At 75.0% G+C, this 23,759-nt stretch carries 19 protein-coding genes; 9 read left to right on the top strand and 10 right to left on the bottom strand.

Features of this window, described 5'->3' with window-relative positions:
- The first annotated feature begins 62 nt into the window (after positions 1–62).
- Both D459_RS0124590 and D459_RS0124595 read left to right on the top strand, forming a co-directional pair.
- Positions 63–1,628: an AbgT family transporter gene (locus D459_RS0124590; RefSeq protein ID WP_017595661.1), complete on the top strand. Its 1,566-nt coding sequence runs from the start codon at positions 63–65 to the stop codon at positions 1,626–1,628.
- A gap of 86 nt (positions 1,629–1,714) precedes the next feature.
- Complete coding sequence (locus D459_RS0124595; protein WP_017595662.1) at positions 1,715–2,878, top strand: M20 family metallopeptidase; 1,164 nt, start codon at positions 1,715–1,717, stop codon at positions 2,876–2,878.
- 279 nt (positions 2,879–3,157) lie between these two features.
- Here the strand turns inward: D459_RS0124595 and hrpA are convergent, their stop codons facing one another.
- Together hrpA and dhaM are read right to left on the bottom strand one after the other, a co-directional pair.
- Positions 3,158–7,108, bottom strand: a complete 3,951-nt coding sequence (hrpA, locus tag D459_RS0124600; RefSeq protein ID WP_017595663.1) for an ATP-dependent RNA helicase HrpA — start codon at positions 7,106–7,108, stop codon at positions 3,158–3,160.
- A 69-nt stretch (positions 7,109–7,177) separates the two neighbouring features.
- Entirely contained in the window at positions 7,178–7,576 is a 399-nt protein-coding gene (gene dhaM / locus D459_RS0124605; protein WP_017595664.1) for a dihydroxyacetone kinase phosphoryl donor subunit DhaM, read from the bottom strand.
- Positions 7,577–7,706: 130 nt separating this feature from the next.
- Here dhaM and dhaK point away from each other — a divergent pair, with 130 nt between their 5' ends.
- Both dhaK and dhaL read left to right on the top strand, forming a co-directional pair.
- Positions 7,707–8,705, top strand: a complete 999-nt coding sequence (gene dhaK, locus D459_RS0124610; RefSeq protein WP_017595665.1) for a dihydroxyacetone kinase subunit DhaK — start codon at positions 7,707–7,709, stop codon at positions 8,703–8,705.
- A 45-nt stretch (positions 8,706–8,750) separates the two neighbouring features.
- Positions 8,751–9,383, top strand: a complete 633-nt coding sequence (gene dhaL / locus D459_RS0124615; RefSeq protein ID WP_017595666.1) for a dihydroxyacetone kinase subunit DhaL — start codon at positions 8,751–8,753, stop codon at positions 9,381–9,383.
- Between the two features lie 315 nt (positions 9,384–9,698).
- On the opposite strand, the gene D459_RS0124620 is transcribed toward dhaL, so the two are convergent.
- Positions 9,699–10,565 (bottom strand): arylamine N-acetyltransferase family protein, encoded by an 867-nt coding sequence (locus tag D459_RS0124620; RefSeq protein ID WP_017595667.1) that lies wholly within the window; start codon positions 10,563–10,565, stop codon positions 9,699–9,701.
- Positions 10,566–10,671: 106 nt separating this feature from the next.
- On the opposite strand from D459_RS0124620, the gene D459_RS0124625 reads away from it, so the two are divergent.
- Positions 10,672–11,115 (top strand): MarR family winged helix-turn-helix transcriptional regulator, encoded by a 444-nt coding sequence (locus D459_RS0124625; RefSeq protein ID WP_017595668.1) that lies wholly within the window; start codon positions 10,672–10,674, stop codon positions 11,113–11,115.
- A 16-nt stretch (positions 11,116–11,131) separates the two neighbouring features.
- On the opposite strand, the gene D459_RS0124630 is transcribed toward D459_RS0124625, so the two are convergent.
- A complete protein-coding gene (locus D459_RS0124630) occupies positions 11,132–12,337 on the bottom strand; it encodes a DUF418 domain-containing protein (protein WP_017595669.1) in 1,206 nt (401 codons plus the stop codon).
- A 97-nt stretch (positions 12,338–12,434) separates the two neighbouring features.
- Here D459_RS0124630 and D459_RS0124635 point away from each other — a divergent pair, with 97 nt between their 5' ends.
- Positions 12,435–13,094, top strand: a complete 660-nt coding sequence (locus D459_RS0124635) for a TetR/AcrR family transcriptional regulator (protein WP_017595670.1) — start codon at positions 12,435–12,437, stop codon at positions 13,092–13,094.
- A gap of 102 nt (positions 13,095–13,196) precedes the next feature.
- Here D459_RS0124635 and D459_RS0124640 read toward each other — a convergent pair whose 3' ends face one another.
- Both D459_RS0124640 and D459_RS0124645 read right to left on the bottom strand, forming a co-directional pair.
- Positions 13,197–14,219 (bottom strand): NADP-dependent oxidoreductase, encoded by a 1,023-nt coding sequence (locus D459_RS0124640; protein ID WP_017595671.1) that lies wholly within the window; start codon positions 14,217–14,219, stop codon positions 13,197–13,199.
- Positions 14,220–14,373: 154 nt separating this feature from the next.
- A complete protein-coding gene (locus tag D459_RS0124645; protein WP_020380324.1) occupies positions 14,374–15,399 on the bottom strand; it encodes an LCP family protein in 1,026 nt (341 codons plus the stop codon).
- A 317-nt stretch (positions 15,400–15,716) separates the two neighbouring features.
- Between D459_RS0124645 and D459_RS0124650 the strand changes: the two genes are divergently transcribed.
- From D459_RS0124650 to D459_RS0124660, 3 genes are all read left to right on the top strand, one after another.
- Positions 15,717–17,279 (top strand): MFS transporter, encoded by a 1,563-nt coding sequence (locus D459_RS0124650; protein WP_017595673.1) that lies wholly within the window; start codon positions 15,717–15,719, stop codon positions 17,277–17,279.
- 73 nt (positions 17,280–17,352) lie between these two features.
- Positions 17,353–19,914: a PEP/pyruvate-binding domain-containing protein gene (locus D459_RS0124655; RefSeq protein WP_017595674.1), complete on the top strand. Its 2,562-nt coding sequence runs from the start codon at positions 17,353–17,355 to the stop codon at positions 19,912–19,914.
- A 170-nt stretch (positions 19,915–20,084) separates the two neighbouring features.
- Positions 20,085–20,771, top strand: a complete 687-nt coding sequence (locus D459_RS0124660; RefSeq protein ID WP_017595675.1) for a TetR/AcrR family transcriptional regulator — start codon at positions 20,085–20,087, stop codon at positions 20,769–20,771.
- A gap of 21 nt (positions 20,772–20,792) precedes the next feature.
- Here the strand turns inward: D459_RS0124660 and D459_RS32680 are convergent, their stop codons facing one another.
- From D459_RS32680 to D459_RS0124680, 4 genes are all read right to left on the bottom strand, one after another.
- On the bottom strand, positions 20,793–21,647 hold the full coding sequence (locus D459_RS32680; RefSeq protein ID WP_017595676.1) for a polyphosphate polymerase domain-containing protein: 855 nt from the start codon (positions 21,645–21,647) through the stop codon (positions 20,793–20,795).
- Positions 21,644–22,252 (bottom strand): DUF4956 domain-containing protein, encoded by a 609-nt coding sequence (locus D459_RS0124670; RefSeq protein ID WP_017595677.1) that lies wholly within the window; start codon positions 22,250–22,252, stop codon positions 21,644–21,646. The genes D459_RS32680 and D459_RS0124670 overlap by 4 nt, the downstream gene beginning before the upstream one ends.
- A 122-nt stretch (positions 22,253–22,374) precedes the next feature.
- Positions 22,375–23,055, bottom strand: a complete 681-nt coding sequence (locus tag D459_RS0124675; protein WP_017595678.1) for a TetR/AcrR family transcriptional regulator — start codon at positions 23,053–23,055, stop codon at positions 22,375–22,377.
- Between the two features lie 54 nt (positions 23,056–23,109).
- Complete coding sequence (locus D459_RS0124680) at positions 23,110–23,697, bottom strand: TetR/AcrR family transcriptional regulator (protein ID WP_017595679.1); 588 nt, start codon at positions 23,695–23,697, stop codon at positions 23,110–23,112.
- Between the last annotated feature and the right edge of the window lie 62 nt (positions 23,698–23,759).

Below are 23,759 nucleotides of genomic sequence, written 5' to 3' on the forward strand. Positions count from 1 at the left end.
CCTCCCCCGTCCGCCGGGCCGCCCCGTCCCCCTTCCCGTCCTCCCGACCGAGGAGTCCGCCGATGGCCTCAGCCGGTGTCCGCCCGCAGCGGCGGCCGATGGCCGCACTGATGCGCGCCCTGCAGTTCATCGAGCGCGTCGGCAACAGGCTGCCGCACCCGTTCTGGCTGTTCACGATCATGGCCGTGCTGACCGTGCTGCTCAGCGCCGCGCTGAACGCACTGGGCGCCTCCGCGGTATCGCCCGCCGACGGCGAGACGGTCGAGGTGCGCAGCCTGCTCAGCGCCGAGGGCGCGCAGATGATGATCGGCGACGCGGTCGACAACTTCGCCTCGTTCCCGCCGCTCGCGCTGATCGTGGTGGTGATGCTGGGCGTCGCGGTCGCCGAGCGGGCCGGGCTGCTCAACGCCCTGCTCCGGGGCAGCGTCACCCGCGTCCCCCCGCAGCTGCTCACCTTCGCCCTCGCGCTCGCCGGGATCAGCGGGAGCATCGCCTCCGACGCGGCCTACGTCGTGCTCATCCCGCTGGGCGCCATGGTGTTCAAGGCCGCGGGGCGCAGCCCGATCCTCGGCCTGGTGGTGGCGTTCGGGTCCATCTCGGCCGGCTACGACGCCTCGCTGCTGATCACCCCGGTCGACGCGCTCTTCGCCGGCCTGGTCACCAGCGCCGCCCAGGTCATCGACCCGCAGTACACCGTCACCCCGGTCGCCAACTGGTACTTCTCCGCGGTGAGCGCGATCCTGCTGGCGCTGGTCGTCACCGCGGTCGCCGAGCTGCTGCTGTCCCGGCGCGCCGCGGCCATGGAGGCCGGCGGCTCCGGCGGCGCGGCCGGGGAGGACGAGGAGGAGGGCGGCCTGGACGCCATGCGGCTCTCCGCCGGGGAGCGGCGCGGCCTGCTCCACTGCGGCATCGTGCTGGCCGTCGTGGTCGCGGCGTTCGCCGCGGCCCTCGCGCCGGCCGGCTCGCCGCTGCGCGGCCCGGAGGGCGGGGTGATGGACTCCCCCGTCATCACCGGGCTCGCCTTCCTCATCGGCATCATGTTCATGGTGCTGGGCGCGGTGTTCGGGCGCGCCGCCGGCACCCTGACCGAGGCCCGGGAGATCCCGGAGGCGATGGCGCAGGGCGTGCGCGACCTGGCGCCGGTCATGGTGCTGTTCTTCGCCGCCTCCCAGTTCCTCGCCTACTTCGCCTGGACCGGGCTGGGCGAGGTGATCGCGATCAGGGGCGCCTCGGTGCTGGGCGACGCCGGCGTGCCCGTCCCGGTGCTGATCCTGGGCATGCTGGTGATCTGCTGCCTGCTGAACCTGATGATCACCAGCGGTTCGGCGATGCTCACCCTGGTCGCGCCGATCTTCGTGCCGATGTTCATGCTGCTGTCGATCCCCCCGGAGACCACCATGGCCGTCTACCGGGTGGCCGACTCGACCACCAACGTGATCAGCCCGATGAGCCCCTACTTCGCGATGGCGCTCGGCTTCCTGCAGCGGTACCGGCGCGACGCCGGGATCGGCACGCTGCTGTCGATGACGCTGCCGCTGTCGGTGTGCATGCTGATCGGCTGGACGCTGCTGCTCCTGGGCTGGTGGGCGCTGGGCGTCCCGCTCGGCCCCGGGGCGCCGGTGCGCTGACCGCCCCCTCCCCTCCCCCGATTCCCCTCCCCCGACCGGCGGTGCAGCCGGAGAACGACGCAACCGGAGAACGAGAAGGTGACGACGTGACCGAAGCCGCGGCCGGCCTCGCGGACCTGGCCGGGATCGCCCGGCGCGACCTGCCCGAGGTCCTGGCGGACCTGCGCCGGCTGGTCGAGCACGAGACGCCCAGCAACGACAAGGAGCTGCTCGACGCCGGCTTGGACGACATCGAGGCGTGGCTGGAGGAGCGGCTGGGCCCGCCCTCCGCCCGGATCCGGCACGGCGGCGGCGCCCACGGCGACGTGCTGGAGCTCGACCACCCCGGGGAGGGCCCGGGGACCGTGCTGCTGCTGTGCCACTACGACACGGTGTGGCCGCGCGGGACCATCCGGGAGTGGCCGGTCACCGTGGACGGCGACCGGTTCAGCGGGCCCGGCTGCTTCGACATGAAGGCCGGCATCGTGCAGGGCGTGTGGGCGCTGCGGGCGCTGCGCGAGCTCGGCCTGCCCGCGCCCCCGGTGCGCATCCTGCTCAACGGCGACGAGGAGATCGGCAGCCCGGCCTCCCGCCCGCACATCGAGCGGGCCGGCGCCGCGGCCGACCTGACCCTGGTGCTGGAGCCCAGCCGGGCCGGGAAGGTGAAGACCGGCCGCAAGGGCATGGGGCTGTTCGACGTGGCCGCGACCGGGATCGAGTCGCACGCCGGGCTGGACCCGGAGGCGGGGGCGAGCGCGGTGCACGCGCTGGCCGGGCTGGTCCCGCAGATCACCGCGCTGGCCGCGCCGGAGCGCGGCACCACGGTGAACGTGGGCCTGTTCTCCGGCGGCACCGCGCGCAACGTGGTCGCCGGCCGCGCCTCCTGCGAGGTGGACGTGCGGATCCAGGACCCGGCGGAGCAGGACCGCGTCGACGCCGGCCTGGCCGCGCTCGCCCCGGCCGACGGCCGGGTGAAGATCGAGGTCACCGGCGAGTGGAACCGCCCGCCGATGAACCCCGGGCCCCGGACCGAGCGGGTGTTCGAGCTGGCCGCGGGCGTGGCCCGGGACCTCGGCGGCGAGCTGGGCCAGATCTCTGTGGGCGGCGCCAGCGACGGCAACCTGGTCGCGGCGCTGGGCAGGCCGGTCCTGGACGGCCTCGGCGCCGCCGGCTCCGGCCCGCACTCCCGCGACGAGCACGTCCTGATCAGCGCCACCCCGTACCAGGTGGCCCTGGTCGCGGGCCTGCTGACCCGGTTCGCCGGGTCCTGACCGGCCGCCCCGGCCCAGGGCGCGGAGTGCCGGCGACGGGGCCACCGCCGGCGCTCCGCACCCGGTTCGGCCGGGTGCGGCGCCCGGCCGGGGCGGGGCGGGCCTCGCCTCCGCGCTCGGGACCGCCACCGGGAAGGGCACCGGGTGCGGGGGCGCCCCGCCGCCCCCGCGCGGCGGTCCCCGGGGCGCGCCCCTGCTCCGGAGCGCCGCCGGGGCGCCCGGAGGCCGGACCGGCCGGGGCGGGCCCCGGCCTTCGCGGTCCCCGGCCGTCCGCCCCGGTCAGTCCTTGAGGGCCTGGATCGCCTTCTGGATGCGCTTCTCCGAGACCGGGTAGGCGGTGCCGAGCTGCTGGGCGAAGAGGCTCACCCGGAACTCCTCCAGCATCCAGCGGAGCTCGCGGGCGTCGGGGTCCTCGGCGCGGCCGGCGGGCAGGGAGCCGACGGCCCGCTGCACCGCCTGCCGCATCTGCTCGGCCTTGGCCATGCCGACCTGGTCCCGGCGCGGGTTCTCGGCGAGCTTGGACAGCCGGTACTCCACCGCGCGCAGGTAGCGGTGCAGGTGCGGCAGCCGGTCCAGGCCGGCGTCGGCGACGAAGCCCGGCCGGATCAGCCCGGCGACCTGGTTCTGCGCGTCGTTGAGCGAGGGCAGCACCGCCATGCTGGTGGTGCCCTTCATCTTCTTGGCCGTCTTGTGCGACTCGGCGAGGATCCGGGCCGTCCAGCGGACCACCTCGTCCAGGACGTCGCCCAGCTCGGCGCGGACGTACTCGCGCAGCGCCGCGAACGCGTCCGGGTCCCACACCCCGGGCCACTCCCCGCCCTCGGGGGTGTTCCGGGCGGCCCACCGCGCGGTCAGCGCGTCGACGGCGCAGTCCGCGCAGTCGTCGAAGAGCTTGTCCACGCCGCCGTGCGGGTTGTGCCCCAGGGCCAGCTTGGCCTGGTTGTCCAGCCCTCTGCGGATCACCGCGGCCGGTGAGGGGACGGTCAGCCGCAGCAGCCGGCGCAGTCCGCGCCGCATCGAGGCGCGCTGCTCGGCCTCGGTGTCGTAGATCCGGATCGCGACGCTGTCGCCCTCGTCCACCAGCGCCGGGTAGCCCTTGACGGTCGGCCCGGCGGACTTGCGCTCGAAGGTGCGCTGCAGCGGACCGAAGTCCCACTGCGTCAGGCCCTTCTTCTCGATGCCCTTGGCCTCGGCGGAGATGGCCTTCTGCAGCCGGGGTTTGAGTTCGCCGCGCAGCGCGGACAGGTCCTTGCCCTCGGCCAGCCGGCGGCCGGATTTGTCCACCGCCCGGTAGGTGATGCGCAGGTGGTCGGGGATCCGCTCGACGTCGAAGTCGTCCGGGGTGATCCGCTCGCCGCTCATCCGGCTCAGCTCGGCGGCCAGCACCTCGGTGAGCGGGGTGCCGTCGTCGGCGGGGAGCCGGCCGAGCACCTCGGCGGCGTGGTCGGGCACCGGGACGAAGTTGCGCCGCAGCGGCTTGGGCAGCGACCGGATCAGCGCGGTCACCAGGTCCTTGCGCAGGCCGGGGATCTGCCGGTCGAAGCCCTCGTCGCCGACCTGGTTGAGCACCTCCAGCGGGATGTGCACGGTCACCCCGTCGGCCTCGGTGCCCGGCTCGAACTGGTAGGTGAGCGGGAAGCTGAACTCGCCCTGCGACCAGGCGTCCGGGTAGTCCTCCTCGCTGACCTCCTCGGCGCCGTCGTTGATCAGCATGGACTTGGAGAAGTCCAGCAGGTCCGGGTCGGCGCGGCGGGCCTTCTTCCACCAGGCGTCGAAGTGCGCGGCCGACACCGCCTCGGCGCCGACCCGCTCGTCGTAGAAGGCGAACAGCGCCTCGTCGTCGACGAGGATGTCCCGGCGGCGGGCCCGGTGCTCCAGGTCCTCCACCTCCTCCAGCAGGCGCCGGTTGGAGTGGAAGAACTTGTGGTGGGTGTCCCAGTCGCCCTCGACCAGGGCGTGCCGGATGAACAGCTCCCGGGAGAGCGCCGGGTCGACCTTGGCGTAGCCGGTCTTGCGCTGGGCCACGATCGGCACCCCGTACAGGGTGACCCGCTCGTAGGCCATCACCGCGCCGCGCTTCTTCTCCCAGTGCGGTTCGCTGTAGGTCCGCTTGACCAGGTGGCCGGCGAGCTCCTCGGCCCACTCCGGCTCGATCCGGGCGCACATCCGCCCCCACAGCCGCGACGTCTCCACCAGCTCGGCGGCCATCACGTAGCGCGGCTGCTTCTTGAACAGCGCCGAACCGGGGAAGATCCCGAAGCGGGCGCCGCGGCCGCCCAGGTACTCGTGCTTCTCCGGGTCCTTCAGGCCGACGTGCGACAGCAGCCCGGACAGCAGCGCCGCGTGCACGTTCGCCGGGTCGGGGGCGGCGGTGTTCAGCGTGATGCCCATGCCCTTGGCCACCTGCTTGAGCTGGCCGTAGATGTCCTGCCACTCGCGCACCCGCAGGTAGTTGAGGAACTCGGTGCGGCACAGCTTGCGGAACTGGTTGCCGGAGAGCGCCTTCTGCTGCTCCTTCAGGTAGGACCAGAGGTTGAGGTAGGCGAGGAAGTCCGATTCCTTCTCGGCGAACCGGGCGTGCTTGGCCTGCGCGGCCTGCTGGGCGTCGGCCGGGCGCTCGCGCGGGTCCTGGATCGACAGCGCCGCGGCGATGATCATCACCTCGCGGACGCAGCCGCGCCGCTCGGCCTCCAGCACCATCCGGCCGAGCCGCGGGTCGACCGGGAGCTCGGCCAGCCGGCGCCCGGTCTCGGTGAGCCGCTTGCGCGGGTCGGCCTCATCCGGGTCGAGCGCGCCCAGCTCGTGCAGCAGGTGCACGCCGTCCTTGATCTGCCGGTGGTCGGGCCCCTCCACGAACGGGAAGGCGGCGACGTCGCCCAGGCCCAGCGAGGCCATCTGCAGGATGACCGAGGCCAGGTTGGTGCGGAGGATCTCGGGGTCGGTGAACTCCGGGCGGGAGAGGAAGTCCTCCTCGGAGTAGAGCCGGATGCAGATGCCCTCGGCGACCCGGCCGCAGCGGCCCTTGCGCTGGTTGGCCGAGGCCTGCGAGACCGCCTCGATGGGCAGCCGCTGCACCTTGGTGCGGTGGCTGTACCGGGAGATGCGGGCGGTGCCGGGGTCGATGACGTAGCGGATGCCGGGGACGGTCAGCGACGTCTCGGCGACGTTGGTGGCCAGCACGATGCGCCGGCCCCGGTGCGGCTGGAAGACCCGGTGCTGCTCGGCCGAGGAGAGCCGGGCGTACAGCGGCAGCACCTCGGTGTCGGGCAGCCGCATCTTGCCCAGCGCCTCGGCGGTGTCCCGGATCTCCCGCTCGCCGCTGAGGAAGACGAGGATGTCGCCGGGGCCCTCGCCGCGCAGCTCGTCCACCGCGTCGCAGACGGCCTGCACCTGGTCGCGCTGGTCGGCCCGGTCGTCGTCCGGGTCGCCGTCGCCCTCGATCGGGCGGTAGCGGACCTCCACCGGGTAGGTGCGGCCGGACACCTCCACGATGGGGGCGTCGCCGAAGTGCCGGGAGAACCGCTCGGGGTCGATGGTGGCCGAGGTGATGACGAGCTTGAGCTCGGGGCGCTTGGGCAGCAGCCGTTTGAGGTAGCCGAGCAGGAAGTCGATGTTGAGGCTGCGCTCGTGCGCCTCGTCGATGATGATCGTGTCGTAGTTGCGCAGCATCCGGTCGCGCTGGATCTCGGCCAGCAGGATGCCGTCGGTCATCACCTTGACCAGCGTCTCGTCGGAGGACTGGTCGGTGAACCGGACCTTGTAGCCGACCGTCTCGCCGATGCCGCCGCCCAGCTCCTCGGCGATCCGCTCGGCGACGGTGCGCGCGGCGATCCGGCGCGGCTGGGTGTGGCCGATGGTGCCGAGCACGCCCCGCCCCAGTTCGAGGCAGATCTTGGGCAGCTGGGTGGTCTTGCCGGACCCGGTCTCGCCGGCGACGATCACCACCTGGTTGTCCCGGATCGCCTCGGCGATGTCGTCCTTGCGCCCGCTGACCGGCAGCTCGGGCGGGTAGGACGGCTCGGGGAGCGCGGCCCTGCGCTGCTCCACCCGCAGTTCGGCGAGGTCGATGTCGGAGGAGATCCGGGCGGCGGTCTTCGCCCGCTTGCCGGCGTCGCGGATCTTCTGCAGTCCGTCGATACGGCGGCGCATCCGGTGGCGGTCGGCGATGGTGAGGTCGGCGAGCCGGCCGCGGAGGTCGGAGAGCGAGATGTCCGAGGGCGAGGTCAACATATCGGACCCTAGGATATGGGCCCCTGGCAAGGGGTTTTTCCGGTTCGGCCCGGCGCCGCCGGTACGGGCTCAGGCCTGGAACTTCGGCACGGTGTAGGCCTCGCGCGCGGCCGAGACCACCGCCTCCAGCGCGGCACCGGTCGCGGCCAGCACCCCGGCGGCCACCGCGCCCTCGACGAACGGCGCGTCGACCAGGACCGCCCCCTCCCCCGGCTCGTCCTCCAGCACCAGCCGGGCGGTGAGCACCGCGCTGCCGATGTCGGGGATCACCACCACCCCGGCCCCCCGGTCGGCGCGGGCGACCGCCTCGGCGACCAGGTCCGGGGAGGTGCCGAGGCCGCCGTCGGGGCCGCCGCCGGCGACGACCACCGATCCGGGCCTGGCCCCGAGCTGCTCCAGCAGCTCGGCCACGCCCTCGGCGAGTTTGGCGCTGTGCGAGACGAGAACGATACCGACGGTGGCGTCCATGGAGGCTTACGCTAGCCGACAGAGCGCGCCGGCGTCAGCGGCGCGTCCCCGGCGTTTCGCCCGGGGCCGCCGCGCCGGTGCAGCGCGACCCGAACCACCGCCGACCCGCGGACGACCAGGGAGACCCAGCGTGAAGAAGTTCCTCAACACCCCGGACGGATACCTCTCCGATGCGCTGGCGGGCTTCGCGGCCGCCCATCCCGACCTGCGGGTGGACATCGAGACCTCAGTCGTGTCGCGCGCCGGGGGGCCGGTGCGGGGCAAGGTGGGGCTGGTCTCCGGCGGCGGCTCCGGGCACGAGCCGCTGCACGCCGGGTTCGTCGGCGACGGCATGCTGGACGCCGCCTGCCCGGGCGAAGTGTTCACCTCCCCGACACCGGACCGCTTCCTCGGCGGGCTGGAGGCCGCCGACGGCGGCGAGGGCGTCGTGCTGGTGGTCAAGAACTACACCGGCGACGTGATGAACGCGCAGATGGCCGCCGAAATGGCCGAGGACGGCGGGCTGCGCGTGCGGCAGGTGCTGGTGGACGACGACGTCGCGGTGGAGGACTCCACGTTCACCGCGGGGCGGCGCGGCACCGGCGCCACGGTGCTGGTGGAGAAGATCGCCGGGGCGGCGGCGGTGCGCGGCGACGACCTGGACGCGGTGGCCGAGATCGGCCGGCGGGTCAACGCCGCGTCCCGCTCGTTCGCGGTCGCCCTCACCTCCGGGACCGTGCCGTCGGCCGGGCGCCCCGGGTTCGACCTGCCGGAGGACGAGATCGAGGTGGGCGTGGGCATCCACGGCGAGCCCGGCCGCCGCCGGGAGAAGCTCCGCCCGGCCCGGGAGCTGGTGGGCGAGATGCTCGGCGCGATCCTGGGCGACCGCCCGCTGTCCGCCGGGAGCGAGACGATCGTCCTGGTCAACGGCCTGGGCGGGACCCCGCTGAGCGAGCTCTACCTGGTCTTCGGCGAAGTGGCGAAGGAGTTCGGCAAGCGGGACCTGGCCGTCGCGCGCAGCCTGGTCGGCGACTACGTCACCAGCCTGGACATGGCGGGCTGCTCGATCACGGTCTGCGAGGCCGAGCCGGACCTCCTGGAGCTGTGGGACGCCCCGGTGAACACCCCGGCCCTGCGCTGGGGCGTCTAGCAGGACCGCGGCAGAACGGCAGGACCAGAGGAGGAGCAGCAGGACATGGACGCTTTCACCGCCGGGCAGGCCACCGCCTGGATCGGCACCGCCGCGAAGGCGGTCGCGGAGGACAAGGAACGCCTCACCGAGCTGGACGCCGCGATCGGCGACGGCGACCACGGCGCCAACATGGACCGGGGCCTGGGCGCCGCGCGCGAGGCCCTCGCCGCGCTGGACGCCGCCGGGCCCGGCGAGGTCCTGACCAAGACCGGGATGACGCTGATCTCCAAGGTGGGCGGGGCCTCCGGGCCGCTGTACGGCTCCTTCTTCCGGACCACCGGGAAGAACCTGGAGGGCGCCGAACCCGGCCTGGCCGAGCTGGCCGCCGCCCTCCGCGCCGGCCTGGAGGCGGTACAGCGGATGGGCGCCGCCCAGCCCGGCGACAAGACGATGGTCGACGCGCTCTCCCCCGCCGTCGCCGCCCTGGAGCAGGCCGCGGAGAAGGGCGCGGCGCTCGCCGAGGCCGCCCGGGACGCCGCCGACGCGGCCTACGACGGGGCCCAGGCGACCATCCCCCTGCAGGCCCGCAAGGGCAGGGCCTCCTACCTGGGCGAACGCAGCATCGGCCACGAGGACCCGGGGGCGGCCTCCGCAGTGCTCATCTTCCGCTCCTTCGCGGAGGCCACCGCGACCTGATCAGGAGCCCCGCCCGAACCGGCGCCAGGCGAAGTTGCGCGAACCGGCCTCCCCGCCAGAAAGAACCCCAGGTCAGAGAGAGTGCTCCCCGCGCGTGCGGGGATGGTCCCGGGGCGGCGTCCACCTGCGCCCACGGGTTGTCGTGCTCCCCGCGCGTGCGGGGATGGTCCCCCGAAGAGTACGTTTCCGGGATCCTGGAGAAGGTGCTCCCCGCGCGTGCGGGGATGGTCCCGAGGGCGAGGCCCGCACCCACCTGGCCGTGCTGTGCTCCCCGCGCGTGCGGGGGTGACCTCTCGGTCGGTCCGCCGTGTCCGGTCAGTCCTCTTCGGTGAAACCCGCCGCAGCCTTCGCGACCGCTTCGGCGTCGTCTCGGGTGAGGGTGATGCCGAAGACGTCGCGGATCGCCTCGGGGACCTCCTCCGGGGCGAGGTCGCGGCGGTCGACGGTGCCGTCGGGGTGCTCCTCGGTGAGGGCGGTGTCCGTCAGGCGGCGGCGGACCGACGCCTCGGTGTGCTGGACCATCAGCCGGCCGGTGAACGGGGAGCGGGGCGAGGTGGACAGGTAGTGGCTGAGGATCGCGTAGTCGCCGCGGTAGCGCGGGTCCTCGGTGAAGCCGTAGAGCTCGTCCCAGGTGTCGCCGGTGCGGGAGGACAGGGCCCAGACGCCGTCGCCCTCGTCGGTGAGGCGGTAGGTCCACTCGTCCTGGGCGGCCTCGGTCTCCGGGGCGCGCAGCGGGACCGGGTAGAGCGGGCCGCCGCCTCCGAAGCCGGTGTCGGCGAGCACGGCGCCCGAGGGCGTCTCGACGGTGAGCGCCATGTGGGTGGCGGGGCGCAGGCCGCCGCCGACCCGGACCCGGGCGGCGTGCCCGGTCGCCTGCAGGCCGATCCGCTCCAGCGCCGCGGCGAGCAGCAGGCCGTGCTCGTAGCAGTAGCCGCCGCGTCCGCGGCGGACCATCTTGTCCTGGAGCGCTTCGACGTCCAGCGGGATCTCCCGGCCCAGCAGCACGTCGATGTTCTCGAACGGGATCGCGGCGCTGTGCGCGCGGTGCACCGCCGTCAGGGTCTCCGCGTCGGGCGCCACCGGGCCGCGGTGGCCGATCCGCTCCAGGTAGGCGTCGAGGTCCAGGGCGTCGCCGCCCCAGCCCCGGGCGGGGTCGGCGGCGCTGCGGGCTCGCGAGGGCATGGCACTGCTCCTACCATTAGCCGGACAACGATCTGCACGGAAACATTAGTCGGCTAACGAAAAAGCCGTCAACCGGACGTTGCGAACAGACCGATGAGGAGGGCGGATGCAGGACCGGCTACGCGCCTGGGAGGACGACTTCGTCCCGTCGTTCTGGTCCGCGAAGAACGCGATGCTGCAGGCCGCCGGGGTCGCGTTCGAGCGGCACGGCGTGCGGGAGGGGCAGCAGTTCGTGCTGATGTGCCTGTGGCGGGAGGACGGCCTCTCCCCCGGCGAGATCGCCCGCCGGCTCTCCCTGGCCACCCCCACCGTCACCCGGACGGTCACCCGGATGGAGACGTCCGGCCTGGTCGAGCGGCACCCGCACCCCACCGACGCCCGCCTGGTCAGCGTCCGGCTCACCGAGCGCGGCCAAGGCCTGCGCGCCGCCCTGGACGCCGAGATGAACGCCCTCTCCGAGCGGGCGCTGCGCGGGTTCGGCGAAGAGGAGCGGCGCGCCTTCACCCGGATGCTCGACGCCCTCACCGCCAACCTGCGCGCGGAGCGGTGAGGGCGCCGGGCCCCGGTCAGCCGGCCCGGGCCCCCTCGGCGGGGGCGGGCGCCGGGCGCCCGTAGGTCATCCGGCGGAGGAACCACTCGGCGGGCCCCTGCTTGAAGCCGGCCCTGCGCATCAGGTCGGACAGGACCACCGTGGCCAGCCAGACCGCCACGCCCAGGCCGACCGCCTGCGCGTCGGTGAGCGACCCGGCGACGCCCAGCATGTACGGCGGGATCAGCACCGCCCAGGCCACCGACTGGAGCAGGTAGGAGGTCATCGACCGCTGCCCGGTGGCGGCGAGCGCGGTGACCACCGGGCCGCGCCGGTCGCCCAGCCGGATCGCGATGAGCGCGATGAGCGCCGCGTATCCGAATCCGCCCGCGTACCCGGCCAGCAGGTGCACCCAGAAGATCCCGGACGCGGCCATCGGAGCGACGGACCAGACCTCGATGTTCACCAGCGCCTGCGGGAGGCCGCCGAGCACCGCCGCGCCGATCCCGAAGAGCGCGGTCCTGCGCAACAGGGCGCGGTGCCGCTCGGGCTCCTCCAGCAGGCGGCGGCGGGCGGCCCAGACGCCCACCATGAACGGGAAGACCGAGATGGAGATCATCAGCGGCCAGAAGAACGGGAGCGTCAGCAGGCGCATCGCCATGTCGCTCAGCGGGGTCGCCTCGCCGGCCTGGGCCTCGCCCTGCGCGGCGCCGAACGCCGCGTTCTCGACCAGGGCGTAGAGCAGGCTGCCGGCGGCCATCCAGGCGAAGGCGTGGGCGAGCAGCCGCTTGTCGGTGAAGCGCAGGACCCCGGCGAACAGCAGCGCGATGAGCCCGTAGACGGAGATGACGTCGCCGAAGAAGAGCAGCGCGGTGTGGGCGACGCCGATCGCCACCAGCCAGCGCCCGCGCCGCCGCAGCAGCCGGCGGACCCACGGCCACTCCCGCCCCTCCGCGGTGCGGCGGAGGTGGATCTGGGCGAGGCCGTAGCCGAAGAGCGCGGCGAACATCGGGTAGCCGCGGTTCTCCGCGAACAGCGCCATGAAGGCGGTGGTCGCGACGTCCAGCGGACCGTCCAGGGCGTACCCCTCGCCGGTCATGGCCAGGCGGAACATGTGCGCGTGCACGGTGGCGATGACCAGCAGCATGAAGCCGCGGGCCAGGTCGGGGGCGAGCGAGCGGCGCGCCGCGGGCAGTGCGGCGGGCCCGGGCGGCGCGGCGCGGGCCGCGGTTTCGTCGGTCATGGATCCGTCCTCGAAGGAGAGCGAGAATTAGATACGATGCCGTATCCAATACGGAGACTATAAGATACGGGACCGTATCTAAGGAAGCGAGATCCGTGTGACCGACCGGAAGCGGACGGCGGAGGGGGACCGCGGGGGCGCCGAGGGGGCCGGGCCGCGCGCCAAGCGGCGGCGCGGGGAGGAGCTGATCGCCGCGATCCACCGGGCCGCGATGGAGGAGACCGCCGAGCACGGCATGGGGCGGCTGACCATGGAGGGGATCGCGCGCCGGGCCGGCACCGCGAAGACCTCGCTCTACCGGCGCTGGTCCTCCCCGGAGGACATCGTGCTCGAGGCGCTGTACCGGGTCTATCCGATGGAGGAGCCCTCCCCCGGCGCCGACGACCTGCGCGGCGACCTGATCGCCTCGCTCACCCTGATGCGCGACGCGCTGATGGACTCGCTGCACGGCAAGGTGATGGGCGCCCTGCTGGACGAGTCGACCCGCCGCCCCGAGCTGCACGAGCGCCTGTACCGGGAGGTGTTCGACGCGCGCGGCGGCCGGTTCACCCGCACGGTCCTGCTGCACTACGCCGAGCACGGCCGGATCGACCCGGCCCGGCTCACCCCGGTGGTCTTCGACATCGGCGAGGCGCTGCTGCTCAAGTACGGCGTGGACAGCTTCGGCATCCCCGATGACGACTACATCGCCGCCATCGTGGACCAGGCGATCCTGCCGGCGGTGGGGCACGCCCCCGAGGGGCCCCCGGCCGGCTGAGCGGGCGGGGCACGCCTCCGCGCACGCGCGCGGGGGCGGCCCGGCCCTCCGGCCGCGACCGCCCCCGCCTGCGCCCCGGGCCGCCTCCCCGGGCGGCCGCGTTCAGACGCGGACCAGCATCTTCCCGGTGTTGGCGCCGTCCATCATGCCGAGGAAGGCCTCCAGGGTGTTCTCCACTCCGTCCACCACGGTCTCGTCGTAGACCAGCCGCCCGTCGGCCAGCCAGGCGCCGGCCTCCTGGGCGAAGTCGCGCATCCGGTGGGTGTGGAAGCCGACGGTGAACCCGCGCAGGGTGAGGCCCTTCTTGATCACCTCGAAGAGGTTGCGCGGCGCGGGCTGCGGGTGCTCGCTGTTGTAGCCGGAGATCATCCCGCAGATCGCGGCGCGGCCGTCCCGGTTGAACGAGGCCAGCGCCGCCTCCAGGTGCTCGCCGCCCACGTTGTCGAAGTAGACGTCGATGCCGTCCGGGGCGGCCTTCGCCAGCTGCCCGGCCACGTCGCCCTGCTTGTAGTCGAAGGCCGCGTCGTAGCCGTATTTGGCCGTGAGCAGGTCGACCTTGGCCGGGCCGCCGGCCGAGCCGATGACCCGGGCGGCGCCCTTCAGCCGGGCGATCTGGCCGACCACTCCGCCCACCGCGCCGGCGGCGCCGGAGACGAAGACGGTGTCGCCCTCCTTGAACCCGGCGATGTCGAGCAGCCCGACGTAGGCGGTCAGCCCGGTCATGCCCAGGACGTGCAGGTAGGCCGATTCCGGGACGCCGGGGGCCTGCGGGGCCCGGCGGAACGCCGAGGCCGGCGCCTGGGCCAGGTCCCGCCAGGCGAGGTTGTGCAGCACCGTGTCGCCCACGGCCAGCTCGTCCGAGCGGGAGGCGACCACCTCGCCGATCGCGCCGCCCTCCATCGCGCGGTAGAGCTCGAAGGGCGGGATGTAGGACTCGGCGTCGTCCATCCGGCCCCGCATGTAGGGGTCGACGGACAGGTAGTGGTTGCGCACCCGGACCTCGCCCTCTTCGAGCGGGCGCAGGTCGCGCTCGACGAAGCGGAAGTCCTCGGGGGCGGGCCGGCCGACCGGGCGGGAGATGAGCTGCCACTCGCGTGCGGTCGCGATGTCGTTCTGCGCGGTCATGCGTCTTCCTTCTCTCGGCGTCCCCGCGGCGGGCCGGGCCCGCCGCCCTCACCTGGAACAGGAACCGACCGAGTGGTCTGCAGCTTCCCGAACGCGGCTCGGAGTGATCCATCCGATACCCGGCACCGAGCCGAACCGGGGGCTCCACCGCAGGTCAGCCGCCCGCCGGGGAGCCGGTCTCGATCCGCTCCGCCTCGTGCTCCAGGTCGTGCTCGGCCATGTAGCCGGCCAGGCCGCCCTCGCGGATCCGCTCGAAGACCCCGCCGGCGACCTCCTCGTCCAGGTAGACGACGTTCCGCTCGCCCTCCCAGCCGGTCGCCTCCACCGGCAGGCTCATGAACGCGGTGTTCTCGGCACCGATGCCGACCAGCCGGAGCACCAGCGCGCGCATCATGCCCATGGTGGTGTCCTCGTCGACCGCGACCGCCCCGCTGGCCGCCAGCAGGAACGCGTCCAGCCGGCGCGGGTCGCCGCGGACCTCCTCGCCCGCGACCTTCTCCGCCATGGCGCGCAGGAAGACCTGCTGGCGCTTGATCCGGCCGGTGTCGCTGCCGTCCAGCCCCTTGCGCTCGCGCACGAACCGCAGCGCCTCCGCGCCGTCCATGTGGTTCTCGCCGGCCTCCCAGTACCAGCCGTTGGTGGGGTCGTAGACCTCGTGCGGCAGGTCGATGGCCACGCCGCCGAGCGCGTCGGTCATCTCCTCGAAGCCGGCGAAGTCGACGGCGGCGAAGTGGTCCACCCGGACCCCGCTCAGCTCCTCCACCGCCTCGGTGAGCAGCCGCGGGCCGCCCGCCCCCAGCGCCTCGGCGATCTTGTCCCGGCCGCGGCCGGGGATCTCCACCCAGGAGTCGCGGGGGATCGCGACGACGTAGGCGCGGTCCTCCTCCTCGGGAACGTGCAGCAGCATGATGACGTCGGCGTGCGCCCCGTCCGACCGCCACCGGCCCGGGGCGCTCTCGCCGCGCATGTCGGAGCCGATGAGCAGCCAGTTCTCCCCGGGGTCGTCGCCGGGCCGGCCCTGCTCCTCGGGGACCGCCCCGCCGAGGCGCTCGATGTTGCGGTCGTAGGTGTCCAGCCTCCAGGCCACCCCGACGAGGAGGAGGACGACGACCAGCGCGCAGCATCCGAGGATCCTCAGCGCGAGGTTCTCCCGCCGCCGCCTGCGTTCCGATCGAGCCATACCCGGTCCCCGCTCGGCCTGCCGTCCCTGCCCGACTCCCTACCCCGGAAGCGGGCTCCCGCACATCGGGCCGGCGCCGCGCGCCCGGCGGGTCCGCTTCCGCGCGGGCCGAACGGGTGCGGGAGCCGCTCCGGCGGCTCGGCGCCGCAGGGCGCGGCGGCGCTCCGGGGACGGCGGCGCTCCGGGGACGGCGGCGCTCCGGGGACGGCGGCAAAAACCCCTTTAAGGAACGTTGCGTTCCCTCTTTGCCGGCCGTACATTGGGAACGCACCGTTTCTTAATGCGGGGTTCGCCCGCCTGCCGACCGGAGGCCGCCGATGACGGGAAGCCGGGTTCCGCGCCGCGGCGCCGAGGGCGCCGGCGGGGGCGTGCGCGTCGGGCGCGCGCTGCCCGGCCTGCTCATCGCGATGCTGCTCGGCGCCCTGGACCAGACCGCCATGGCGCCGGCGCTGCCCGCCGTCGCCGGCGACCTCGGCGGGCTCGACCTGATGCCCGCGGTGATCACCGCCTACCTGGTCGCCGCCACCGCGGTGATGCCGCTCTACGGCAGGCTGGGCGACCGCTACGGCCGGGTCCCGCTGCTGCACGCGGCGATCGCCCTGTTCACCCTGGGCGCCCTGGTCTGCCTGGCCGCCCCGTCGATGGGCTGGCTGATCGCCGGCCGGGTGGTGCAGGGCATGGGCGGCGGCGGGCTGATGATCGGCGCCCAGGCCGCCCTCGGCGAGATCGTCAGCCCCCGCGAGCGCGGCCGGTACCTGGGCGCGATCGGCGCCGCCTACGCGGTCGCCGCGGTCGGCGGCCCGCTGCTCGGCGGCCTGATCGTGGACGCGCTCTCCTGGCGGTGGATCTTCGTGCTCTACCCGCCGCTGGGCGTGCTGGCCGCGGTGCTGGTCGCGGCCACGCTGCGGCTGCCCCGCCCCGCCCCCGCCGCCGGGCGGCCGCCGGTGGACGCCGCCGGCGCGCTGGCCCTGGCCTCGGCGGTGGTCGGGCTGGCGCTGCTGGGCGGCGCCCCCGGCTGGGGCCGGGACCTGCCCGGCTGGTTCGTCCCCGCCGCGGCGACGCTGCTCGTGCTCGGCGCCGCGGGCTGGGCCGCGGCCTCCCGGGCCGCCGCCGACCCGGTGCTGCCGCCCCGGCTGTTCCGCGACCGCGCCATCGCCGCCTCCGCCGCGATGTCCTTCCTGATCGGCTTCACCCTGTTCGGCACGGTCGGCTTCACCCCCGCGTTCCTGCAGATCGCGCTGGAGATGCCGGCGGCGGCCGCGGGGACGCTGCTCACCTCGCTGATGGCGGGGGTGCTGGTGACCACCGTGGTTTCCGGGCGGCTCATCACCCGCACCGGGCGGTACCGCGGCTACCCGGTGGCCGGGACCGCCCTCGCCACCGCCGCGCTCCTGCTGCTGTCCCGGCTGGACGCCGGCTCCTCCCCGGTGGCGGCCGCGGCGCTGCTCGCCCTGCTCGGGCTGGGCATCGGCCTGGTCATGCAGGTGGCGGTGCTGGTCGCGCAGAACTCCGCGGACCACGCCGACCTGGGCAGCGCCACCGCTGCGGTCACCTTCCTGCGCCAGGTCGGCGCCTCCGCCGGGGTCGCGGTCTTCGGCGCCCTGCTCAACCTGCGCTTCGCCGCGCTCCTGCCGGATCCGGTGGCCGAGCGGGCGGGCGGTGCCGCCGGGCTCTCCCCGGAGTCGCTGGCCGAACTGGCCCCGGACGACCGCGCCGCCGTCGCCGCGGCCTTCGGCGACGCCTTTCCACCGCTGTTCGCCTGGGCCGCCCCGCTGATGGCCGCGGCGCTGCTGTGCTCCCTCGCCATCCCCGCGCGCCCGCTCCGCGACACCGCCCACGCCGGCGCGGCCCCGCCCGAGGCCCCCGGGGAGCCCCGATGACACCGCCGAACGCCCTGCGAGCCCCGGCCGAACCCGGCCCCTCCCGGGCCCTGAGAGAAGGTACGGAGAGACCATGACCGACGTCCGCAACGGCTCCGACCCCACCACCGCCGGCCCGGTGCCCGTCGCCCCGCTGGCCGAGTTCTGCCTGAGCGACCTGGAGGCGGTCGGCGGGAAGGCCGCCAACCTGGGCGAGCTGATCCGCGGCGGGTTCCCCGTCCCCGGCGGGTTCGCCGTCACCACCGCCGCCTACGCCCGCGTCGCCGCGCACAACGGCGTCGACGCGCTGGTCCGGGAGCGGCTGGGCGACCTCGCCGACGAGGACGCCGCGGCGTCCGCCGCCGCCGCGATCCGGGCCCGGTTCGAGGGCGCGGAGATCCCCGCCGACCTGCACGACGACGTGGCCTCGGCCTATGCGGCGCTGGGCGGCGGCCCGGTGGCGGTGCGCTCCAGCGCCACCGCCGAGGACCTGCCCGGCGCCGCGTTCGCCGGCCAGCAGGACACCTACCTCAACGTCATCGGCGCGCACGACCTGCTGGACGCGGTGCGCCGGTGCTGGGGGTCGCTCTGGACCGACCGGGCCGTCGCCTACCGGCGGCGGATCGGCATCGACCCCGCCGAGGTGCGGATCGCCGTCGTGGTGCAGGAGATGGCGCCCGCCGAGTGGGCCGGGGTGCTGTTCACCGCCGATCCGGTCAGCGGCGACCGGGAGCGGATCGTGGTCGACGCCGGGCGCGGGCTCGGCGAGTCGGTCGTCTCCGGCCTGGTCACCCCGGAGCACTACGTGCTGGACCGGCGCGGTTCGGTGCTGGAGCACCGGGCCGGGCGCGGCGAGGTGGTGGTGCGCGCCGCCGAGGGCGGCGGCGTCCGGCACGAGCGGGGCGGCCCCTCCGCCGGGGGCCTGCCCGGCCCGGCCCTGGCCGAGCTGGCCCGGCAGGGCTCCCGGGTCGCCGAGCACTACGGCCGGCCGATGGACGTCGAGTGGGCCCTGGCCGGCGGCCGGGTCCTGCTGCTCCAGGCCCGGCCGATGACCGCGGTCCCGCCCGAGCCGATCCGGCTCGACCCCTTCCAGCGCAGGATCGCCCCGACGCTGCTGGACATGTTCCAGACCCGCCCCTACCCGCTCGACGTCACCACCTGGACCGCCGGGATGATCGGCCTGGTCGAAGGGATGGCGTACGGCCTGGCCGGGATGCGGACACCGCCGATCTCGGCGATCCTCCCCGAGGAGGACGGGGTGGTCACCCGGTTCGTCCCGCCCTCGCCGCGCCCCACCCCGGCCACCCTGGTCCGCCCGTTCCAGCTGCTCGCCCGGAACGCCCGGTTCGACGCGGCGCGGTGGACCGGCGACCCGCGGTTCGCCTCCTTCGAGCGGGACCTGGCCGCGCTCGCCGCCCGCTCCCCCGCCGAACTGGACTGGCCCGAGCTGCGCACGCTGCCCGGCCGGGTGCTGGCGCTGCTCCCCCGCCTCACCGGCCTGCGGGTGGACTACCTGCCCTGCTGGTTCCTGCCGATGCTGCGGCTGCGGCTCACCCTGGGGCTGCTGGGCCTGGGGGCGACCACCCCCGAGCTGCTGTACGGGGCGCGCACCCGCACCGAGGACGCCAACCTCGCGCTGGAGGCGCTGGCCGAGCGGGTCCGCGAGGACCCCGCGCTCGCCGCCGCCTTCGACGGGCGCACCCCGGAGGAGCTGGCCGCCTCGCTCGGCGACGACCCGGCGTTCACCGGCTTCGCCGCGGAGTTCGCCACCTTCCTCGACGAGTACGGGCACCGCGAGACCACCAGCCCGATCTACGTCTCCTCCCCGACCTGGAGAGACGCCCCGGCGACCGTGCTCGGGGCGGTGAAGCTGCTGGCCTCGCGGCCGCCCGGGCGCGACACCGGCCGCGCGGACGCGGCCCTGGACCGGGTGCTGGCCCACCCGCTGATGCGGCTTCCCGGCGCGCGGCGGAGCATGCGCCGCCTGGTCGGGCGGGTCCGCACCGGGGTGGCGCTGCGCGAGGACACCCACTTCCACTTCACCCGGCTCATCCCGGTGCTGCGCGCCGCGCTGCTGGAGACCGGCCGCCGGCTCACCGGCGAGGGGGTGCTCCGCTCCCCCGGCGAGGTGTTCCACCTGCGGCGCGAGGAGCTGGAGGGGATCGGCTCCCTGCCCGGCATGCCCGCGGAGCAGGCCGCCCGGCTGCGCGCCGAGGTGCTCCGCCGGGCGGCCCGGCGCGAGGAGCTGGCCGGGGTGCCGATGCTGGACCTGCACGCCGCCGGGCTCGCCCGGGAGCGGGAGGGCGACGCCCTCGCGGCCGGCACCCCGGCCGGCGGCGGCACCGCCGCCGGCCCCGCCCGGGTGATCCTCACCCCGGACGACTTCGGCCGGATGCGCAGCGGCGACGTGCTGGTCTGCCCCTACACCAACCCGTCGTGGACCCCGCTGTTCCAGCGCGCCGCGGCCGTGGTGGTGGACTCCGGGGGCATCGGCTCGCACGCCGCCATCGTCGCCCGGGAGTACGGCATCCCCGCCGTGATGGGGACCGGGGACGGCACCCGGGCGGTGCCCGACGGCGCCCGGATCACCGTCGACGGCACCGCCGGCCTGGTGTTCCCCGCCCCGGAGGAAGAGGGAGGTGGACGGGCCGGTTGACCTTTCCCCGCCCCGGCCCCGGCGGGACGGCGGGGCCGGGGGCGGGCCCGCAGCGGGCCGGGCGGCCGCACCCGCCCGCCGAGCACCGGGTCGGCCCGGGCGGCTCCGTAGAATCCGGGGTGCCCGCCCCGCCGGGCGGGCGCCGAGCAGTGAGAGGTGGAAGACGCACCGTGGCCGACGACGCCCCGACGATCGAGAACGGCGCCCCGCCCGCGGAGCGGCCGGGCGCTCCCGGCGGACCGGGCGCCCCCGGCAGGCGGTCGCGCCGCCGCGGCGAGGCGCTCAACACCGCCATCTTCGAAGCGGTCCTGGCGGAGCTGGCCGAGACCGGCTACGCCCGGATGACCATGGAGCGGGTCGCGGAGCGCGCCAAGGCCGGCAAGGCCTCGCTCTACCGGCGCTGGCCCAACCGGGCCCGGCTGGTCATGGACGCCCTCTACCACCTGATGCCCTCGCCGGAGCGGCCGGCCGACACCGGGTCGTTCCGGGGCGATCTGCTGGCGCTGCTCCGCTCCACCGCGCGGCTGCTCGACGGCCCCGCCGGCGAGGCGATGCGCGGCCTGCTCTCCGAGGCGCTCGTCTCGCCCGAGCAGGGGACGGACATCCGCGCGCTCTCCCGCGGGGCCGGTGTGGCGACCATGCGCACCCTGGCCGAGCGCGCCGCGGCGCGCGGCGAGATCGACCCCGCCGCGATCACCGAGCGCCGCCTGGAGGCCGGCCAGGCGATGATGCGCCACCACTTCCTCTTCCACGGCCCGCCGATCTCCGACCCGATGATCACCGGGATCGTGGACGAGGTGGTGCTCCCGCTGTTCGCCTCCCCGCCGCCGGCGGGCGGCGGGGACCCGGCCGGCTGAGAGGCCGCCGTGCCACGGGCCTCACGCCGGGAGCGCGGTGCGCTCCGCCGGCGGCGGGGCGGGCTCCCGGGCGGAGGCGGGCCGGCGCAGCGGGCGGATCGGGCGGGGGGCGCCCTCGGGACCGAACAGGTCGGTGAGGGTGCGCCGCCACGGGTTGCCCCGGATCCCCGGGTACAGGCACATCACCGCCAGGCAGTACTTGCTGATCGGGCGGGGGCGGACGCCCAGCGAGCGGAGCAACCGGTCGGCCGGGGTGTCGCCGCCCGGCGACTTCGATTCGGCCAGGACCCAGCCGGGCGGGACCCGCACCGTGTCGGAGCCGACCCGGAAGACCAGGCCGTCGTCGAGGGTGAGCCTGGCCCCGCCGGAGCGGTGCACCAGGGTGCGCCTGCGGTACCGGGTCTCGGCGGCGGGCCGCAGGCCGCGGGGCGGTTCGATGCCGTACCCCTGGTGCAGCGCGGCGGCGAGGAAGTCCCGCGCCCCGGGGGTGAGCTCATCCGGCCGGTCCACCGGGTGGGCGGTGCGCTCCTTGACCGTGGCGCTGCGCGCGCCCTCCATCTTCACCTCGAAGGACGCGGTGCCGCTGTCCAGGTAGGCGCGGGTGCGGACCTTGAACCGCCGGCGGCGCCCCTGCGCGTGCTGCCGGTAGCAGAGCAGGTCGGGGGTGTCGAAGTAGACGGAGGAGTAGGCGAAGCCGCGGCGGCCGCCGATCTCCAGCTCGGCCCATTCCCCGCCGCCCGCCAGGCCGCGCTCGAACTCGGCGAAGGCCCGGCGCGGCACCAGGTACTTGCGGTCGACCCGGGTCTGCAGCCCGGCCGTGCGCAGCACCTCCTCCAGCGCGATCGGGGCGAAGCCGGGGCCGCCCGGGCCGCTCACCGCCGGCCGCCGAGGACCGTGCCGAACCGGGCGTACGGGCGGAGCGGCAGGGCCTCGGCGGTGCCGCGGAACCGCACGTCCACCGTCATGGTCTCGCGGACGTAGTCCACCTCGTCGACGATCATCTGGAGCACTCTGCGGCCCAGTCTGCGCTCCAGGTCGGCGCGGAGCGCCGCGTCGTCGCGGTGGACGGTGTCCAGCACCATGGTGCGGCGCTCCGCCCGCCCGGCCACCCGGGGGTGGTCGGCCAGGTACATCGCCGCGAGCAGCACCGCGCTGATCAGCGCCGCGGTCAGCGGCCGCGTCGCACCGATCCCGTTGACCAGGCCGAGCGCCAGGGCGATGAAGTAGTAGCCCACCTCGCGCTGGGTGATCTCCCCCGACCGCAGCCGGATGATGGACAGCACGCCGAACAGGCCGAAGCCGACCGCCAGCTCCACCCGGTGGTTCATCAGCAGCACGCAGACCGCGAAGACGCCGGCGTTCAGCGCGGTGTAGGCGAACAGCAGGTCGGTCCGGCGGTGCCTGCGGTAGTAGAGGGGGTGGACCAGCACGGCGATCGCGGCCAGGTCGACGGCGAGCGCGAGCAGCACGGACGGGGACACGGTTCCTCCTCGGTCGGGGCCTCCCGGGGCAGCGGTTCCCGGTCTGGCTCCGATCCTGCGGGGCGTGCATGAGCCCGCCGTGAGGCGTCGATGAGAGCCTTCTCATCCGCGGCGGGGCGGGTTCAGCCCGCGGCGCCGCCCAGGTAGGCGCGGAGCAGGTCCTTGCACTCGGCGACCAGCTCCGGGGCGCCCTCGGGGTCGGCCCGGAAGGCCAGGGCCAGGACCGCGTCGGCGGCCTCCACCGCGACCAGTACCCGCCGATCGGTGGCGGGGTCGCGCTCCTCGCCGAGGACCGCGGTGCCCACCTCCAGCAGCCGCTCGGCGACCAGGGCGTTGCCGCCCGGCCGGGGCAGCGGCCGGCAGGAGGCGTCCTCCTCCGGTTCGGGCGGGTCGAAGTCGAGCACGCCGAACCCGGGGACGGTGCGCCGCATCCGGACGTACTCGTCGACCGCGAGCACCGCCACCTCGGTCCAGTCGGCGGCGCCGGCGGCGCGCAGGCTCTCCTGCAGCCGGTCGCCGTAGAGCTCCAGGTTCCGTGCGGCCAGCGCCCGGACCAGCCCGTTCTTGTCGGTGAAGAACTGGTAGAGGGTGCCGATCGGCAGGTCGGCGCGGCGCGCCGCCTCGGTGGTGGTGAGCCGGAAGTAGCCGACCTCGTCCAGCAGTTCCGCGCAGGCGTGCAGCAGCCGCTCCACCCGCTCCAGGCTGCGCCGCTGGGCCGGCCGGCGGCGCAGCGCGGAGGCGGTCCAGCGCGGCGCGGAGGCCCTCGCGGGTGCGGGCTTCTCGGTCAGGTCGGAACCGGTCATCCCTCCATTGTGCTGCATCGGCATCGGACCCGCTCCGGGCCTGGCGGCCGGGGCTCACCCCCGGGTGCGCAGCCCTTCCAGCAGCCCGGTGAGCTCCCGCACGGCGTCCTCCTCGTCGGTGGGCCCGGTGGAGCGGGCGAGCCACAGGGCGGCCTCGTTCATCGCCCCGGACAGCAGGTGCGCCAGGGGCTCGACCGGGCGGGGGGCGATGGCGCCGGCCTCGACCAGCTCGGTCAGGGCGTCGGCGAGGTGCCGGGCCGAGGCCGCCTCGTCCATGGCCCGCCACTCCTCCCAGCCGAGGACGGCGGGGGCGTCGATCAGCATGATGCGCCGGATGCCCGGGTCGGCGCCGGCGGCCAGGAAGGCCCTGCACCCGGCGGACAGCCGGTCCCAGGGGTCCTGCAGCGCGTCGGCGGCCCGCTCGACCCGGTCCGCGACCTCCCCTTGGACCTGGCGCAGCACTTCGCGGAAGAGCCCCTCCTTGCTGCCGAAGTGGTGGTAGAGCGCGCCCTTGGTGACGCCGGCCGCGCGCACCAGCCCGGCGAGGCCGACGCCGGCGTAGCCGTGCTCGGCGAAGAGCCGCCGCGCCTCGGCCACCAGGGCCTTCCGGGTCGCCTCGCCCTGCTCCGCCTTGCTCGCCACCGCGGCTCCCTCCGCTCGGACACCTCTACCGGACACCTTTGACGTACCGGCGGTATGGATCT

The organism is Nocardiopsis potens DSM 45234, from assembly GCF_000341105.1.
GTDB classification, from domain to species: Bacteria; Actinomycetota; Actinomycetes; order Streptosporangiales; family Streptosporangiaceae; genus Nocardiopsis_A; species Nocardiopsis_A potens.